Source organism: Vibrio zhugei, from assembly GCF_003716875.1.
GTDB classification, from domain to species: Bacteria; Pseudomonadota; Gammaproteobacteria; order Enterobacterales; family Vibrionaceae; genus Vibrio; species Vibrio zhugei.
In genome coordinates, this window is sequence record NZ_CP033078.1 from 2,124,813 (window position 1) to 2,141,216 (window position 16,404).

Annotated in this window: 17 protein-coding genes and 1 riboswitch; of the genes, 5 read left to right on the forward strand and 12 right to left on the reverse strand. The window is 47.4% G+C overall.

Translation table 11 applies throughout. The features are described from left to right. Positions 1-179: 179 nt before the first annotated feature. The 4 genes from EAE30_RS15045 to codA all read left to right on the forward strand — a co-directional run bounded on the left by EAE30_RS15045 (position 180) and on the right by codA (position 4,011). Positions 180-923, forward strand: a complete 744-nt coding sequence (locus tag EAE30_RS15045) for a 5-oxoprolinase subunit PxpA (RefSeq protein WP_123016651.1) — start codon at positions 180-182, stop codon at positions 921-923. Continuing rightward, on the forward strand, positions 923-1,636 hold the full coding sequence (gene pxpB, locus EAE30_RS15050; RefSeq protein WP_241967782.1) for a 5-oxoprolinase subunit PxpB: 714 nt from the start codon (positions 923-925) through the stop codon (positions 1,634-1,636). Before EAE30_RS15045 ends, pxpB begins: the two co-directional genes overlap by 1 nt. Next, positions 1,630-2,556: a 5-oxoprolinase subunit C family protein gene (locus EAE30_RS15055; RefSeq protein ID WP_123016653.1), complete on the forward strand. Its 927-nt coding sequence runs from the start codon at positions 1,630-1,632 to the stop codon at positions 2,554-2,556. Before pxpB ends, EAE30_RS15055 begins: the two co-directional genes overlap by 7 nt. Before the next feature lie 204 nt (positions 2,557-2,760). After that, positions 2,761-4,011: a cytosine deaminase gene (gene codA / locus EAE30_RS15060; RefSeq protein ID WP_123016654.1), complete on the forward strand. Its 1,251-nt coding sequence runs from the start codon at positions 2,761-2,763 to the stop codon at positions 4,009-4,011. A 151-nt stretch (positions 4,012-4,162) separates the two neighbouring features. On the opposite strand, the gene citG is transcribed toward codA, so the two are convergent. Both citG and citX read right to left on the reverse strand, forming a co-directional pair. Beyond that, complete coding sequence (gene citG, locus EAE30_RS15065; protein ID WP_390258593.1) at positions 4,163-5,062, reverse strand: triphosphoribosyl-dephospho-CoA synthase CitG; 900 nt, start codon at positions 5,060-5,062, stop codon at positions 4,163-4,165. A 28-nt stretch (positions 5,063-5,090) separates the two neighbouring features. Then, positions 5,091-5,627: a citrate lyase holo-[acyl-carrier protein] synthase gene (gene citX, locus EAE30_RS15070; protein WP_123016655.1), complete on the reverse strand. Its 537-nt coding sequence runs from the start codon at positions 5,625-5,627 to the stop codon at positions 5,091-5,093. 595 nt (positions 5,628-6,222) lie between these two features. Here citX and EAE30_RS15075 point away from each other — a divergent pair. Continuing rightward, complete coding sequence (locus tag EAE30_RS15075) at positions 6,223-6,903, forward strand: response regulator (RefSeq protein WP_123016656.1); 681 nt, start codon at positions 6,223-6,225, stop codon at positions 6,901-6,903. Between the two features lie 55 nt (positions 6,904-6,958). Here the strand turns inward: EAE30_RS15075 and EAE30_RS19150 are convergent, their stop codons facing one another. The 10 genes from EAE30_RS19150 to thiD all read right to left on the reverse strand — a co-directional run bounded on the left by EAE30_RS19150 (position 6,959) and on the right by thiD (position 16,087). Then, entirely contained in the window at positions 6,959-7,810 is an 852-nt protein-coding gene (locus tag EAE30_RS19150; RefSeq protein ID WP_123016657.1) for a methyl-accepting chemotaxis protein, read from the reverse strand. Continuing rightward, positions 7,785-8,951 (reverse strand): FIST signal transduction protein, encoded by a 1,167-nt coding sequence (locus EAE30_RS15085; RefSeq protein ID WP_123016658.1) that lies wholly within the window; start codon positions 8,949-8,951, stop codon positions 7,785-7,787. Before EAE30_RS15085 ends, EAE30_RS19150 begins: the two co-directional genes overlap by 26 nt. Before the next feature lie 284 nt (positions 8,952-9,235). Further along, a complete protein-coding gene (locus EAE30_RS15090) occupies positions 9,236-10,165 on the reverse strand; it encodes a bile acid:sodium symporter family protein (RefSeq protein ID WP_123016659.1) in 930 nt (309 codons plus the stop codon). A gap of 261 nt (positions 10,166-10,426) precedes the next feature. Continuing rightward, complete coding sequence (locus EAE30_RS15095; protein WP_123016660.1) at positions 10,427-10,987, reverse strand: acetate uptake transporter; 561 nt, start codon at positions 10,985-10,987, stop codon at positions 10,427-10,429. Between the two features lie 212 nt (positions 10,988-11,199). Further along, a complete protein-coding gene (gene thiM / locus EAE30_RS15100) occupies positions 11,200-12,003 on the reverse strand; it encodes a hydroxyethylthiazole kinase (protein ID WP_123016661.1) in 804 nt (267 codons plus the stop codon). A 6-nt stretch (positions 12,004-12,009) separates the two neighbouring features. Continuing rightward, entirely contained in the window at positions 12,010-12,672 is a 663-nt protein-coding gene (locus tag EAE30_RS15105) for a TenA family protein (protein WP_123016662.1), read from the reverse strand. A gap of 14 nt (positions 12,673-12,686) precedes the next feature. Then, positions 12,687-13,640 (reverse strand): ABC transporter substrate-binding protein, encoded by a 954-nt coding sequence (locus EAE30_RS15110; protein WP_123016663.1) that lies wholly within the window; start codon positions 13,638-13,640, stop codon positions 12,687-12,689. 33 nt (positions 13,641-13,673) lie between these two features. Beyond that, complete coding sequence (locus EAE30_RS15115; RefSeq protein ID WP_123016664.1) at positions 13,674-14,474, reverse strand: ABC transporter permease; 801 nt, start codon at positions 14,472-14,474, stop codon at positions 13,674-13,676. Next, positions 14,467-15,240 (reverse strand): ABC transporter ATP-binding protein, encoded by a 774-nt coding sequence (locus EAE30_RS15120; RefSeq protein WP_123016665.1) that lies wholly within the window; start codon positions 15,238-15,240, stop codon positions 14,467-14,469. Before EAE30_RS15120 ends, EAE30_RS15115 begins: the two co-directional genes overlap by 8 nt. Continuing rightward, positions 15,230-16,087 carry a bifunctional hydroxymethylpyrimidine kinase/phosphomethylpyrimidine kinase gene (gene thiD / locus EAE30_RS15125; RefSeq protein ID WP_123016666.1) on the reverse strand — a complete coding sequence of 286 codons (858 nt, stop codon included), beginning with the start codon at positions 16,085-16,087 and terminating at the stop codon, positions 15,230-15,232. Before thiD ends, EAE30_RS15120 begins: the two co-directional genes overlap by 11 nt. Positions 16,088-16,185: 98 nt before the next feature. Then, a riboswitch (TPP riboswitch) is annotated at positions 16,186-16,296 on the reverse strand. Between the last annotated feature and the right edge of the window lie 108 nt (positions 16,297-16,404).

Below are 16,404 nucleotides of genomic sequence, written 5' to 3' on the forward strand. Positions count from 1 at the left end.
CCCACCTTAATCTATAGGCAGTCACTCAAGGCTTTACTGTGACTGCCAACTTACCGCGCTCACCTCGCTGCGTATCACCAATCAGGTAAATCATCACACCCCTGTAAAGTTTCGCTTCAAGTGATCCTCCCTCTTGCTATACAGTGAACATTCATGGAGTGAAAAACAGGGATGAAAGAATGAAGATTAACTGTGATATGGGAGAAAGTTTCGGCCCGTGGGTTATGGGGCAAGACTCCGCTATCATGCCTTTTCTCGATATGGCCAACATCGCATGTGGTATGCATGCTTCCGATCCCTTGGTGATGCTCAATACCATTCGCCTAGCCAAACAGCATGGCGTCGCGATTGGCGCGCATCCCGGATATCACGATCTACAGGGATTTGGGCGTAGAAACCTGACACTGTCTGATGACGAGCTGTATGGATTATTTGTCTACCAAATCGGGGCGCTGCAACTGATGTGTGCCAGTGAAGGACAATCATTACGCTATGTGAAGCCGCACGGCGCACTATACAACACCATGATGAAAGACGATCATACCTTTGAGGTGTTACTGCAAGCGATGAAACACGCGATGCCCTCGCTCCCTTTGGTATGCATGGCGGTGCCCAATCAAGAAAAATACCAACAGCAAGCACACAAGCACGGTATTCATTTGTGGTTCGAGGCCTTTGTCGACCGAGCCTACAATGAGGATGGCCGACTGGTTGATCGCAGTATAGCGGGCTCGACCTACCAAGATCTTGACACCATCCGCGCCCAAGCCATCTCACTCATCGAACATCAACAAGTGACCACATTAACGGGGCGCCTCATTCCGATACAGGCGGATACCCTGTGTGTCCATGGCGATGGGAACCTCGCATTACCCACTGCCCAATTACTGGCCAATCTATTGCGCGATGAGGCGAAGCAGTGATGACAATAACTCCGGTCAGTGAGACAACGTTCCTGATTTCATTCGGTCAAACCATTACGCCTAAGGTGGCCGATACCATTGCGGCGGCGTTACCCATTATTCGTCAAGTCATGGGGAACAGTTTAATCGATATGATCCCCTCATACAGCTCGATACTCATTGAGTTTGATAATGGAATCATGGCGATGACATCGTGCATTCACGCCCTTGACCAGCAACTATCACGTGATAACGAGCTCGGTACGACAGCGCCCAATCAAGACACGCTAGAGATTCCTGTGTATTACGGAGAAGACGTTGCGCTTGATCAGCATGCAATATGCACTCATACCGGCTTATCATTCGAGGACATCGTACGATTGCATACCCAGCAAACCTATCGTGTTTATGCGTTAGGCTTTCTGCCAGGTTTTGCCTATTTAGGTCAACTTGATGACCGCCTCACCATACCACGCAAGACCTCACCCAGTTTTCGTATTCCCAAGGGCAGTGTTGCCATTGCAGATCAGCAAACCGCGGTGTATCCCAAAGCGTCACCGGGTGGTTGGCACGTCATTGGGCGAACGCCTGTTGATCTGATTGATTATCAGCGTCAGACGCTGACCTTATTCACCCCCGCGGCCAAAGTGCGCTTTGTGCCGATATCCCAAGCCACGTTTTTAGCCATGGGCGGACAACTCGATTCTTCCTTAGTGGAGGGAACACGATGTTAACCCTATTATCTGCCGGCCCACTCAGCTTAATCCAAGATCTCGGCCGAACTGGCCATCAGCACCTCGGAGTGAGTCCCGGCGGGCCAATGGACATGCACGCCTTTTTGTGGGCTAACCGACTGCTCGATAACCCGATGAACACGTCGTGTATCGAAATCACCGTCGGTATGTTTAATGCTCGGTTTGAGCAAGACACCACCTTTGCCTTAACCGGCGCCGATATGAATGCCACGCTTAACGGTACACCGATATCCGCATGGCAGAGTTACCACGCCAGCCCTGGCGATGTCTTGGTGTTAAAGGGAACACGCTTTGGGTTGCGCGCTTACTTGGCGGTTAAAGCCGGATTTAACGTGCCGACAGTGTTGCAGAGCACAGCAACGGTCATACGCGATGAGCTTGGTGGATTAGATACTCGTGGTAAAGCGCTTTGCGCGCAAGATACCCTTCCCTACTCCGCCACGCCGCCTATCATTCGTCGCCAGGTGCCCGCCGTTTTTATTCCAGATTATCCTTCGCAAGTGGTACTGGATTGCATTGCTAGCTATCAATTTGCGTGGTTTTCTAGCGACCAGCACCACCAATTTTTCCATAGTGAGTATACGCTCACCAACCACAGTGATCGCATGGGGGCGCGCCTGTCTGGAGCGCCGATTCCATGTCATCAGCAACGGCTGGTATCGGAAGGCATCGCTCTGGGTTCTGTGCAAATTCCGCCGGATGGCCAACCAATTATTTTAATGCGTGACCGACAAACCATTGGCGGCTATCCAAAGTTGGGGGGTTTAAGTGCACGGAGTATCAATACGCTCGCGCAATGCCAACCCGGCACCACCATCACCTTTCGCTTACTGCCATTAGAGCAGGCCATTGAACAGCAGCGAGAGTTCCAACAATTCTTCCGTCAAGGTTGGGAGTAACGGACACGCAGTGCCTTATTGGCCTCGTATAATAGTAGCCTCATAACCAAACTTCCGCGGCTGATTCTTTACGACGGCGCCTAACACAGGAAGGATGACGGATATTGGATTCATGCTCTACGCTTAACAGGCGCACATAACGAATTATCGCTCACATTCGCGGAGGCAGAGTCACTATCCGCGTACGCATCAACAAGGACGACTATGAAAATCATCAATGCTCGACTTCGCCATCAAGACTCGCTATTTACGTTAGTCTGTCACAATGGTCATATTCAATCGATCGATAAACAAACCGGATTCAGTGCCGAGCCAGCTGATATCAATGCCAACGGACACTTACTGTGCGCGCCTTTTGTCGAGCCGCACATTCACCTTGATGCGGTCATGACGGTCGGTGAACCTCGCTGGAACCAGAGCGGCACGTTATTTGAGGGCATCGCCTGTTGGTCTGAACGTAAACCGATGTTAACGAAAGAGGATGTCCAGTCTCGCGTGAGAAAAGCGGTGCAACTTCTCGTTGAGAATGGCGTTCAGCATATACGTACTCACATTGATGTTACTGACCCCGATCTCACTGCGCTCAAAGCGATAGTGGCACTCAAACCTGAGCTGACGCCATACATCGACTTACAAATTGTGGCCTTTCCCCAAGAAGGTATTTTCTCTTACCCCAATGGTAAGGCGCTGATGGAACAGGCCGTTACTTTGGGGGCCGATGTGATTGGTGGTATTCCCCACTTCGAATTTACCCGTGAATACGGAGTCGAGTCGATGCGTTGGGTGATGGACTTTGCCAAACACCATCACAAATTAGTCGATGTACACTGTGATGAAATTGATGATGACGCTTCACGGTTTCTCGAAGTGCTGGCGACTGCGGCACTTGAGTCAGGGATGGGAGATAAAGTCACAGCCAGTCATACCACCGCGATGCACTCTTATAATCAAGCCTACTGCTCAAAGCTGTTTCGATTATTAAAAATGTCCAATATCAATGTTGTCTCTTGCCCAACGTCCAATATTCACTTGCAAGGCCGATTCGACACCCACCCTAAACGTCGCGGTATTACTCGAATAAAAGAGCTGACGGCCGAGGGGATCAATGTGGCTCTTGCTCAAGATTCCATCCAAGATCCGTGGTACAGCTTAGGCAATGGCAAGTTAATCCGTGAGTTAGATTTTGCGCTGCATGCTTGCCATATGATGGGATACGATGACTTCACCTCTGGGCTAGATTTGATTACCGACAACGGGGCGAGAGTGCTCAACATTCAACAGCACTACGGCATTGAGGTTGGTAAGCCAGCGAATTTCATTATTTTAGAGGGAAGTGACGATCTCGATGTCATTCGCCATCAAGCGGAGGTGCTGTGGTCTGTTCGTCACGGCACAGTGATTGTGGAACGCCAACCAAGCCGACTGACCAAAACCATTGAGCTGTCAAAAGGATGAGTCTAAGCAGTCTAAGAGAGATGAGCTAAACAACTGCGAACATCAGGTGGGGAAAAACCGCGCTTCAATAACAAAAAGTGGCACTCTGATAGCTTTTCTTGGGGGAGGCAAGCATATAAAAGTGCCACTTCAATAGATGAACGCTTCAATGTTATTTATTTGCAAATAATTGCACTATTTCATGAATTAACCAAGTCGCTGACAACAAGTCTGCAGCCCCGCCGGGGCTGAGATTACGAGCGATAAGCTCGTCGTCAAATTTGATTAACTCAGCCTCTAAAGTGTGGTCTCTAATCGCGATATTTTCCAGTATTTGAGCGGCATAATTTTGTAAAAATCGCAATTCCTCGATTCCACCGCGAGAAACTACATTAGTATCATCATTCTGCGTCATAATGACCAATAATGTACGCAACAAAGATTCCTCTTCTGAGCACCCGGTTTGCAAACATTCTTGATACGTTGGCAAAGCATAATTCATGACAGTCGCCATCCCTGATGCCGCCTCTCCCCGAGCGCCGCATAATCCATACTGTTGATAGATACGCTCTCCTGCGGTGGCGGCAGGCAACTCAACTCGAGCTTTCAGTTCGTCATAGACCAATCCCTCACAGGACTGCCGTATCACCTCTTTGATATGCAATGCATCCACTTTAAGATGCTTGGCCTCTAACCACCCTACTGCCCCACAAATTAAACCAAGGTTAAAGATCATGCCTTTATGGGTATTCACGCCTTTTGTCGCGCGAAACATCACCCGTTCGGCTTCCTGACCAATGGGACGAAGTTGCCGAAGTAACTGACTCACATTTTGCTTGGCACTGGCTCTGCCTGCGACCACGAAGCGTTCCATGTAAGGGGCAATGGCATCGGCACTCGTGAGAAAGAGCGCAAGGTTCATATCATGGTGAGCCCCATTATTTCGCTTATCCACTAACCCCGGTTTTGGCGTCAAATAGACTTCGACATTCATGGCGTGATAAGCCAAGTTAGCCACTAACTTTGGTAAGCTAAATACCGGTTTCTGACTGGGAGAAGGAGTCGCCACGATTACCTCGACTAAATAGCGTTATGTTCCATTAAGAGTAGCACTCATAGTCACTGGTCATTTCTTCAATGAACCTCATCAATTCACTTAAATCATGACGTCGTGAACGGGCGCACAATTTGGCATCTTTTTCACACAAGAAACACCGTCTTCTTGGTAACTGAACACCTTGGCGTGAGATAACTTTTCCATCTACATCAATAACATCCAAGTCCATTAAACGCCCTAACGGATGGTGATTTTCAATCTTCATCATGGCTTTTTTAAGCAACGTCGCCGAAGGGGCCTGAATGCAGATCATCGTTTCTGGGCCGGTTTTCTCATTGATTTTCTGACTGCCAAGAATTTTCCAACCGTTTTCAGCACACATTTTTCGTACGGCTTGCAGGCCCGCATTCATGACTTTCAAACTCGGACGATTCATTTTTACGGGCCCTGGCATATTAATGCGAAAAGAGACCACAGGAAGAGAATGTCGCTTAATCCAAGTTAACTGTTGCTCACCGCGAACGGCTCTGCGTTTCATTAAATCACTTAAACCGACTTCAACGTCGATGGGTATCGCCATGTGTATTACCTATTTTTTGCTAGAGTTGGCTGCAAATTGCCAATAGTGTTGCTTTAATGAAAAGAACAGACATCAATACTGCGAGCTTGTGTGCATGAACACATTCGCTCGTCACTTTAATGTCGCGCGAAGAAAGGTGACAATCTATGCGCTTCGTCAATTAGCGGTCATATTCGTCAAGATACGGAGCGTTGTTTATAAGATGCCTTCACCGATGATGAGAGTTTTTTTATCATGGCATAGCGACGTATATCACTTTCAAACAAGATCTTAATACTGTTTATGAATTTTATAGCGTTAATTAATAAGCTAATGAAATAATAGATAAAAAATAAATAACCTTCAAATAGGCAATCAAGAAAAAGGAAAAATGAAGCGGGGATAATAGACATCGCATCGAACCATGATAAACCTCGAAGAGACGCCAATAACCGCGTCATTCCATCAACAAACTCTATAATGAGGGTTACAATAAACATTGATTAATTTATAGTTAACAACCAATATGTTAATCAGATTTATGGGGTCGCTTTGCAAACAACTGGGCCACTCGATACCTCTGTTCAATTTTCACCCTCAATAGAGCCGATGCACAATGGAATTCATAGATGTACTGATTGTTGAAGATGAGCCGACGATTGCGGAGTTACACAGCTATTATCTGCAGCGTACCCACCGCTTCCGTGCCACAGGCGTTGCCAAATCCATCGCCGAAGCTCGAAAAATCATCAGGATTATGAAACCTCAACTCATTCTTCTCGATAATTTCTTACCGGATGGCAAGGGCATTGAGTTATTGAAAACATTGAATACTCAGGACACGCCCCCCGATGTAATTTTCATTACCGCAGCGACCGATATAGAGACCGTACGTGAAGCGGTACGCTGTGGGGTGTTTGACTATCTATTGAAACCCATCGCCTATGAACGCATGGCCGATTCGCTTGATCGTTACCTTAAGTACACCAGTTCACTCAAAGCCAGCGATAATGTCAGTCAAAGACACGTCGATGATTTATTTAATTTTCAAGCCAAACATACCCATATAGAAAGTTTACCGAAAGGCATTGATGAGTTGACGCTGGATAAATTGAAAGCGTTATATAAACACTCGGATGAGGCTTATACCGCCGAGTCATTGGGCAGCGCCTTAGGTATCAGTAAAACAACGGCTCGCCGTTATTTGGAGTTTGGAGTCGAGAGTGGTTTTTTAGAAGCCCATATCGTGCATGGAAAAGTCGGCAGACCAGAACGTATGTATCAAAGAAAACACTGACCTTGTGAGATATGGGGCAACCTCCTCGCTGCCCCACACCCTAACATGTCGCCCATTAACGGTGCTTTGCAATCCTATCTAGCTTATCGATTAACTGCGTTTCTTTCTCGATTTCGGCAATACGCTCATGCGCCTCTTGCGCTTGCTGGATATCTTGCTCGGCGACCTGTGCGATATTTTTCGAATCCTCAGACATCGAATTCAACTCATTACGAAATTGGTCAGAATCCGTTTCCACTTGCGTGAGAACATGACTAATACTTTCAATGCCGTGACTGATATCCGTAATCGCTTTCGTCACTTCCTCAATCGTATTGCCTGTTTCATGCACGCTGGTTTGAGTGCGCTTAGAGAGCGCGCGAACTTCATCGGCCACCACCGCAAATCCTCGTCCCGCCTCTCCAGCACGGGCGGCTTCTATCGCTGCGTTCAGGGCAAGCAAGTTAGTTTGATCGGCAATACCACTGATCGATTGAATAATATGAACGATGCGTTCGGCACTGTCTTTTAGATTTGCCATCCCTTGCATTAAGTTTTCTCGCTCAGCCTGTTGCTGATGAATTTGCCTCATAAATTGAGAAAACTGCGAGGCCAGTTCACTTTGCTGACCGGCGGCCGTCGAAGAATGAATAGCGCTACTTTCCAGTTGTTCAATGGCACTTTGCAGCATCGGATTAATGTGCGTCATATGCTCTATCACACTACGCTGTAATGAACTGATTTTCCGCTCTCCGACTAACTGCATTTGTACGTAATAACTGATAAACGAGGCCAAATGAAACCCAAAGTTATCGGCGTAATCATCGTGAAAACGCTCATTCTCACCGACTTTAAAAAAGGCAATCGCCGTCACCGTCTGATTCTGGTGCAACCCTAAGAATTCACCAAACGTGGAGAAACCCGACACGCAACCCCCAACTCAAACTCTCAGGGTCATTAAGGCGGCGTAAAATACAGTCATTGAGAATCATCGCGACCGGCTTAGAGGGTTTTCCAGCTAAGAACTTACGGTAGTCTGCAGTGGTTGATTGGACAAAATCCTTGGCCTTAACCAAAAATAAACGTTCGCCAAAGCCGAAATCACTAAAGAAGCTCAGTGAACCATCTGCATTGATGGTCGCGACCGAGCGAATAAACATTTCGTCACCGACTTCCACGCCAAACGAGTATTCATTAAGTTTGGACTCAAGATTTTGTGGTGTGCAGTTGAAGTAATGGCATAACCACTCCACTGGCGTTTGCAGTTGTAGCTGATCATTTAGTACCGAAGATAAGGTGCGCGTCATCGGGTTAAAGTCGACAATATCAAAGCCATGCTGTGTATTATCAAAGTTATGACTTTTCATAATGCCATAGCGATACCCCGGAGCCACTTTTGCAAAACACATCACCACACTGTCAGATTTGATCTCACCATTGACAGCAACGGGCGCATTTTTAAAATCCAACTTACCACCCGCACTACCGCCGATGAAATAACAAGGAAATTGCTTCGATTGATACATCGCTTTAGTAAAGAAATCTTCGCTACCGATCGCCCCATCAAAATACGTCAATGAAATGGTGTCTCGACTGTCTATCTCAAAGGGAACTTTGACCTTTTTCAGTTCATTAATGATTTTCTGTACGCGTTGCTCCGACTGAGCATACAAACTGGTGCTGGCATTCTTCTCGTGAGGAAAAAGTGGCACACTGTGTATAGACAATTGCTCAAATAAGCGTGCCGAAAAAGCGTGCACAATCACACGGTCCCAACTGCTCGGGGCGTCATGATATAACTTGTCAACCTGTTGGCTGCCGCCCAACTCTCCAGCCGTCATGATACCGATGATCTGTTTGGCATAAGGCATGGCATCCATTAAGCGGCGGTTCACCTCATTAAAGTTACAATGTGGCGAAATGAACGCTAACACTAACGCGGTGCCACCGACCAATTCACACTCAGCCAACGATTGAGCCTGTATTTCGTTACTTTTAAGCGCTTTTGTCCGGGTAACTAAACCGTCAGATTCGACGCTCTGACGTGCTGATTTCTTTTTGAAAAACATAGATAACCTCTTGTTATAGCTTTTTTTTATTCTGTAATTCACAGAGGGATAGAGCGAAAATTGAACCAACCAATTCGTTCGCTAATGAACGACGCTCAAATGCATTGAAATATTATTTTAATTATTGAGTTGTTAACGAATGTATTATTCATTTTAGATAGATGTATCCAAGATGTGATGACAGTTAATTATAGATGATAATGACCAATCGCGAATTCTTCAGCGATAAAAAAACCGGCGTTCAAGCCGGTTTTTTAAGGGCATGACAGTGTTCACTCGGTGGATTAATCGGTCCCCTCGCGGCGCCCTATGGGACGTTTTGCCCAGTACCCGGCTAATACCGACCCGGATAAATTGTGCCAAACAGAGAAAATGGTCCCGGCCACAGCAGACGCAGGCGTAAAAAATTTCATCGCCAGTGCCGTGGCTAACCCGGAGTTCTGTAAACCGACTTCAAACGCTACCGTGCGACAGATTTTTTCTTCAAAGCCGAGAAAACGACAAACCCAAAAGCCGAGCGTTAATCCAACGCTGTTGTGAATAACCACCGCCAACGCCACAATCGGCCCAATCTGTGTCAATTGCTGAGCATTTAAGGCAACGACAATGGCAATGATGGTAACAATCGCCATCATAGAAACCAACGGCAGAACATTCTCAATCTTGGTAGTAAACGAATGAAAATACACATTAATAATGACGCCCAAAGCAACTGGCACCAAGACGATTTTGACCAAACTTATTAGCATACTGAGCACGGGAACATCGACATTTTTTCCCGCCAATACAGCAACCAAAAACGGCGTCACGACAACACCCGCTAAGGTGGATATTGCCGTCATAGTGATCGATAACGCCACATCCCCTTTGGCAAGATAACACATGACATTAGACGATGTGCCACCAGCAACGCTCCCCACTAATACCATACCAACGGTCAACGTTGGATCAAACCCTAAAACAAAACTGACCGCCAACGCGGTTAAGGGCATCACGCTAAACTGCAGGATTAACCCCGCGCCAATCGCGCGTTTGTTTTTCACGACATTGAAAAAATCATCAGGACGCAATGTCAATCCCATCGCTAACATAATGACAACGAGCAGCGGCACTATGGCCCCTTTTAACCCCGTAAACCATTCTGGTTGCCAAAAGGCACATAATGAAAACACTACCGCCCATACCGGAAAGAGGTGGGTCAATTTTTTAAGCATGATACATTCCTTGTCATTCTACTCATGGTGCGTTAATCCAATGGCGCATCAAAATCGAGACTATTCTCGGTAAATCTAATTTATTTTTATCCATTTTCATGGTCTTGAATCCACCTTAAGCCTAACGGTTTTCCTTGTCCTTGCCTATAGTTAGCGGCTCGTCAACATTATAATTTATCGACATAAATAAAAAGGCCAGCATTCGCTGACCTTTAAAACGCTATAGCGCCGAACTCGCGGTTCTTCTCTATGGAGTTTTTATTATTTTTTTTCACCGACAGGCAAAATCGTACGACCATATTCATTATTCAGAACCGTCGCCATTGCGAAATAAATCGCACTTAAACCACAGAAAATACCTTCATACCCTGCAATTTTTCCGATCGCGTGACTGCCAGTGAAGTGTTCAGCGGCCAATAATCCAAATAGGATAGTCAGAGAACCAAACACCACTTGCTTTGCTTTCGGGTAACGTAGCGAACCGATAAACATAAAGCCGGTAAAAATACCCCATAATGCCAAATAACACCCCATGAATGCAGGCGGTGTTGCCGCAAAGCCCATTTTAGGCAAGGCAATAAGACCAACGAGAGTTAACCAAAACAATCCGTAAGACGTAAACGCGGTCGTCCCAAAGGTATCGCCCCGTTTAAAGCACATCATACCCACTAAGACTTGACCTAACCCACCGTAAAAAATTCCCATGGCCAAGATCATAGAATCTAAAGGAAAAAAGCCCGCATTATGAATATTAAGTAATACGGTCGTCATCCCAAATCCCATTAAACCTAAAGGGGCTGGGTTGGCTAATTTTGTTGACATTCAAATCACCTGAATAAGAGAAATATAAATAGAATTGGAAATGAAGCGCGGATTGTAAAGAAGGACGATCGAAAAGATAGATATTAAAAATGAAATGTAAGATTTCATTTTAATTATTCATAAAAAAAGAAGGCTCACTGGCAAACGCAGTCAGCCTTCAATCACCGTCGATGGCCACTCTCCATCAAATCTCAAATGACCGACCAGCCCTCCTATACAACTTGCAGTTTAAGGTGTCGGGTAAGTGTGCCGTCATCCAATCGATACAGTTCATCCAGTAATGCCATGGGGAAGCTACCTGGCCCTTGTGCTCGCTGAGCGGCTACCTCACCAGCCACACCCAATATTGCTGCCGCCGCAACTCCAGCGTGCTCGCTTATTGCCGCAAAGGCCGAGGTTAAGGCCGTTAAGGTGCAGCCCATTCCGGTCACATAGGGCATCAACGCATGGCCATTCTTTAACTGAACCGAGTAGTCCTGAGTGACAACGTAATCCACCTCCCCCGAGATAACCACACTTGCCGCGTACTCAGCCACTAACGCGCGAGCGGCCTGCAGTGCCGCCTCACTGCTATCGAGCACGTCAACCCCTTTACTGTTGGCTTGCTCACTCGCTAACGCTATGATCTCGGAAGCATTCCCTCGAATAATGAGCCTATCCGCTAAGCGTGCAAGCGCTTTTGAGGTTTCAGTTCGTACAGCGCTTGCCCCGCAGCCAACAGGATCGAGAACCACGGGCTTAGCATGGCGATTCGCTTGCTCTACCGCAAAATGCATGCGAGCGATCCAATCATGATCGAGAGTACCGATATTGACCACCAGCGCACCAGCATGAGACATCATCTCACTCATTTCTAATCTCGAATGCGCCATGATCGGAGAGGCGCCCAATGCGAGTAACGCATTGGCCGTGGTATTCATGACAACAAAATTGGTGATATTGACCACCAACGGCTTTTGCTTGCGCACTTCAGCCAACGCTTGTGTAACCTGTTCTATCAAGAATGTTGATATCATCTGCTCTTACTTAACCTCTAAAGCTTGCTGCCAAAATGCCACTTCCATACGTGTCGCAGTTTGAAATATTTCCACTAGGTTCTGACCGCGCTCGCTGGCAATATCAATGCTTGCCAGCATGTGATTCAAGTCGTGTCTTTGTTTTGCTATCTCACTTTGAAAGCTCTCTGACGCATACAGCTCTATCCAGCGGCGATAAGGATTCGCCACAAGTACGGTACTGCCGCTGTTCATTCGTTCATGACCGATCACAGCGTACCCGATGGCACAAGGTGCCAGCGCAACGTACAAATCCACCAAATCTCCTGCCATACCCACATCAAAGACATAGCGTGTGTAAGCGATCGTCGCGACATCTTCTGGTTCATGTTCTAGCGCACTTGCCGCTATCCCCCATTCAGCACAATAAGACACATGGTGATCCATTTCCTCGTTAAGCAAGCTATCGATACTTGGCAATGCCAACTGCATATCGTGCAACGTCCGCGATTTATAAACAGCGAGCGCATAAGCCCTAATGCGCTGCTTTAGAAATAGAAAATCTTGTTTGAGATAATGCAGATATTGAGACGACGCTAGCGTGCCTTGTGCTAATTGCTCCACAAATGTGTGGTTGATATAGTCATGCCACTCCTGTGAGCATGCCTCAATCAAGTCTTGATCGTTCATTAGTCCTCCCCTTTCTATTCGCCGACATTCAAGACATAGTCTTTGGCATTCGGCCGCGTTTTAATCATCTTATGGTCATACAAAAACTCGGCATAATCGTTGTAACGCTGCAGATCAACCGCACCAGGACGCAGCGCAAATCGTGTCAACGTCTGCTGCCAAGCCTGTTTGTTTAAAGGGGTATCAAGGGTATCGGGCGCATAAGCAATAAACTGCTGCCATGCCTTTTGAGGATGATTGATGATATAAGTGGTAGCTTGCTCAAGTGCAGTGTTGAAGGCGGCGATTTCCTGCTTGTCATAATGTGCCGAGTTAACAACAAACACCAGTTCATCGTAACTGGGAATGCCATGTTCTTCGGGATAAAATTGTTGAACTTTATAGCCTTCCAATGCCAGTTGGTTGGTTTCAAAGTTACGGCATCCGCCAGAGATGGCATCGACTTTTCCCGATGCTAGCGATGAGGATAACGCCCAGCCAACATTAATGATGGTCACATCAGATAACGTTAAGTTCGCCTCCGCTAACATGGCTCCAATCGAGGCTTCTTCGCTGCCTGGAGTCGAAATACCGATCTTTTTACCTTTAAGATCGGCGATGGTATGGGGTTTCCCGTCATCGAGCATCATTAAGGCGTTAAGTGGCGTCGCAATCAATGTGGCGGAACGAACCAACGGTAAACCAGCGGCCACATCCATGGTTAAATCCGGTTGATAAGAAACCGCCATATCTACTTTCCCAGCGGCCACTAACTTTGACGGTGTACTTGGGTCCGCCGGTTCTTGGATGGTGACCTGCAAACCTTGAGCTTTAAAGTAGCCGCGTTCTTGGGCGATGATGATGGGACCGTGGTTGGGATTAACAAACCAATCAAGCATTAACGTCATCTCTTTTTGCGCAGCCAGCACATGACTCGACACCAACAACGCCAGTAACATTAGTGCCCGCCGTAGCGTATTTTTTTTCATCACTTTTTTCCTTTTCATTCGTTTATCCGATTTTTATTGGTTTTCCCAAGGGATCCATTTTTTCAATAACGTGTCTGTCACAAAATACAAAGTCACCGATAACACGGCCAAAATACATAATGCTGCGAACATCTCATCAATGATCATCCGAGCATTGGCTTGGATCATGAGATACCCCAACCCACCACTGGATCCGACCCACTCGCCAACCACCGCGCCAATTGGTGCCATCACAACCGCCACGCGCACCCCTGAGGCGAGTGTCGGCAACGATGCGGGTAATTGAATCTCTCGTAATAATTGCCATTTTGAAGCTCCCATGGTTTTGGCCAAGTCGAGATAACCAGTTGGGGTATTACGTAATCCGTCGTAACAACATGTGGTCACGGGAAAAAACAGGATGATCGCGGAAATAACGACCTTTGAGGCAATGCCATAGCCCAGCCACAACATGAGCACTGGCGCCATAGCAAAGACGGGAATGGCTTGGCTGGCGATAAGAATGGGGAGCAGCCATCGTTTAAGCGGGGTAAACAACAGCATCAGCAGCGCGAACAGTAACCCCATCGCTAACCCCATGCCCAGCCCCAACACCATCTCTTGCGCGGTAATCCACGTATTTTTTAGCAAGACAGCATGACGCACGATTAAACGCTCAAAGACCGCCACCGGCGATGGCAAAATGAAACTGGGCATAGCAAAGACCACGACGACGAGCTGCCAAAGACTGAGAATAACCCCAAGGCTTATGGCAAACCGAACCGCCGGATGTGTCAGGCGCTCTTTTTTTGTTAAGCGCTGGGCAATGGTGTTATGTAACGTCATATCACTCATCATCTTTCTCCAACTGTTGCAATATCGCTTGCTGTAAAGCGGCGCATTCGCCATCTATGATTCGCGGTGGCGCAGCGGCTGGTACGCTCAGTGGTTCCGCCCGTGCTGGCGTGCCATAGAACACATACAATTGCTCAGCCAAACGCACCGCTTCTTGGGGATCATGCGTGATCAGTACCACAGTCTTATCTTTTAACAACGAAGCGGATAACGTCTGCAGCTTATGTCGTGTCACCGCATCGAGTGCCGAAAAAGGCTCGTCCATCAAGACCAAAGGCTTGTCTTGCATTAACGTTCTTGCGAGCGCCACACGCTGACGCATCCCACCGGAAAGCTGAGCAGGCATGGCGTAAGCACAATCAGCCAACCCGACTTGAGTCAGTAACGCCATCGCCCGTGATGTCTCTTGCTTGGCCATCTCGCGCGTCGAAAAACGCGTACTTAAACCGACGTTATCGAGCACGTTGAGCCATGGCAGCAGTAAATCCTGCTGTGCCATATAGGCAATGTGTCCATGCACCCCATCAATGTCGGTCGAGCAGTGAGCATCGACCCTATGCACTTGTCCGTGCCATTGGACTTGCTTATCTAATAGTCCAGCGAGGTAGCGTAATAAGGTGGTTTTCCCGCTACCGCTCCGTCCTAAAATGACGGTCCATTGCTGAGCAGGAATACGCATATTCAGGTTATGAAAAATCCAATCTTGACTGTCGTTGTAGTGCAGGCTGGCGTTCATTAATTCCAGACCAAAAGCATTAGCGCACATCGTCATGTCCTGCAAAAAAATGATGAACCGGCCCATGCCCTTGCCCTACCTGCAATTCATCAGCGTGAGCAATGGCTTGAGAGAGGTATTGCTTACTCAGCATGACCGCTTGGCGTAAGTCATTTCCTTGAGCAAGATAGGAAGCGATAGCCGACGACAACGTGCAGCCCGTACCATGCGTGTTAGATGTCAGCACCCGTTTTGCGGTAAAACGTTGTACCGATTGAGGAAGAATCAATAAGTCGTTGCAGTTCTCATCCGCGTCTAAGTGACCCCCTTTTAGCAAGATGGCTTTGGCGCCCAGTGTGCGTAAATGAGCCACCATGTCATTCATTTGCTCTTCTGTTTGCGGAATAGGTTGCCCCGTCAAGGCAGCACCTTCGGGTAAGTTGGGGGTAATAATATCCGCTAAAGGAATGAGCCTCTCTTTGAGAGTATTCAGCGCTGTTTGCGCCAACAATAAGTGGCCGCTAGTGGACACCATGACAGGATCAAGCACCACGTGCTTGGGCTGGTATTGTCGTATTTTCTCCGCGACAACGTCGATGATATCGGCATCCGCCAACATGCCAATTTTGACCGCCACAATGTTCAAATCGAGAAACACCGCATCGAGCTGGCTAGCAATATGGTCGACTGGAATGGGAAAAATGGCGAAGACGCCTTGCGTATTTTGCGAGGTGATGGCCGCAATGACTGAACACGCAAAGCTGCCAGTGGCGGATAAGGTCTTAATATCAGCTTGAATGCCGGCCCCGCCACCACTGTCGGATCCAGCGATCGTCAGTACAACGGGGATTGAGTGTTGGCGTGTATCCTGTCGGTGTTGCGGTGTAGATGTGGCCATGGTTGCTCCTATTACAGACGTATAGGAACTGCCTTTGGCTATGCTCGAAGGGATCGGAGATCGGACTCGCAAACGCGAACAGAAAAATCTCAGTGAGAGTCAAAGTGCAAATAGTTCCCTACGCCAGTGTTAACTGAATCAGGTTCAGCGGGTCTCGAACTTCGATCTCAGCCTATACAGAATCTGTACTGGCCCCCCGACTATTTGGTGAAAATCATAACAGGCTAAATGAGTAAAAGGTATCGCTTTGTTGATTCAGCTCGCTGAGCACTCCATTTATGAGAGAGAAGTAACACTTTGCTAAGCAATGACTGATA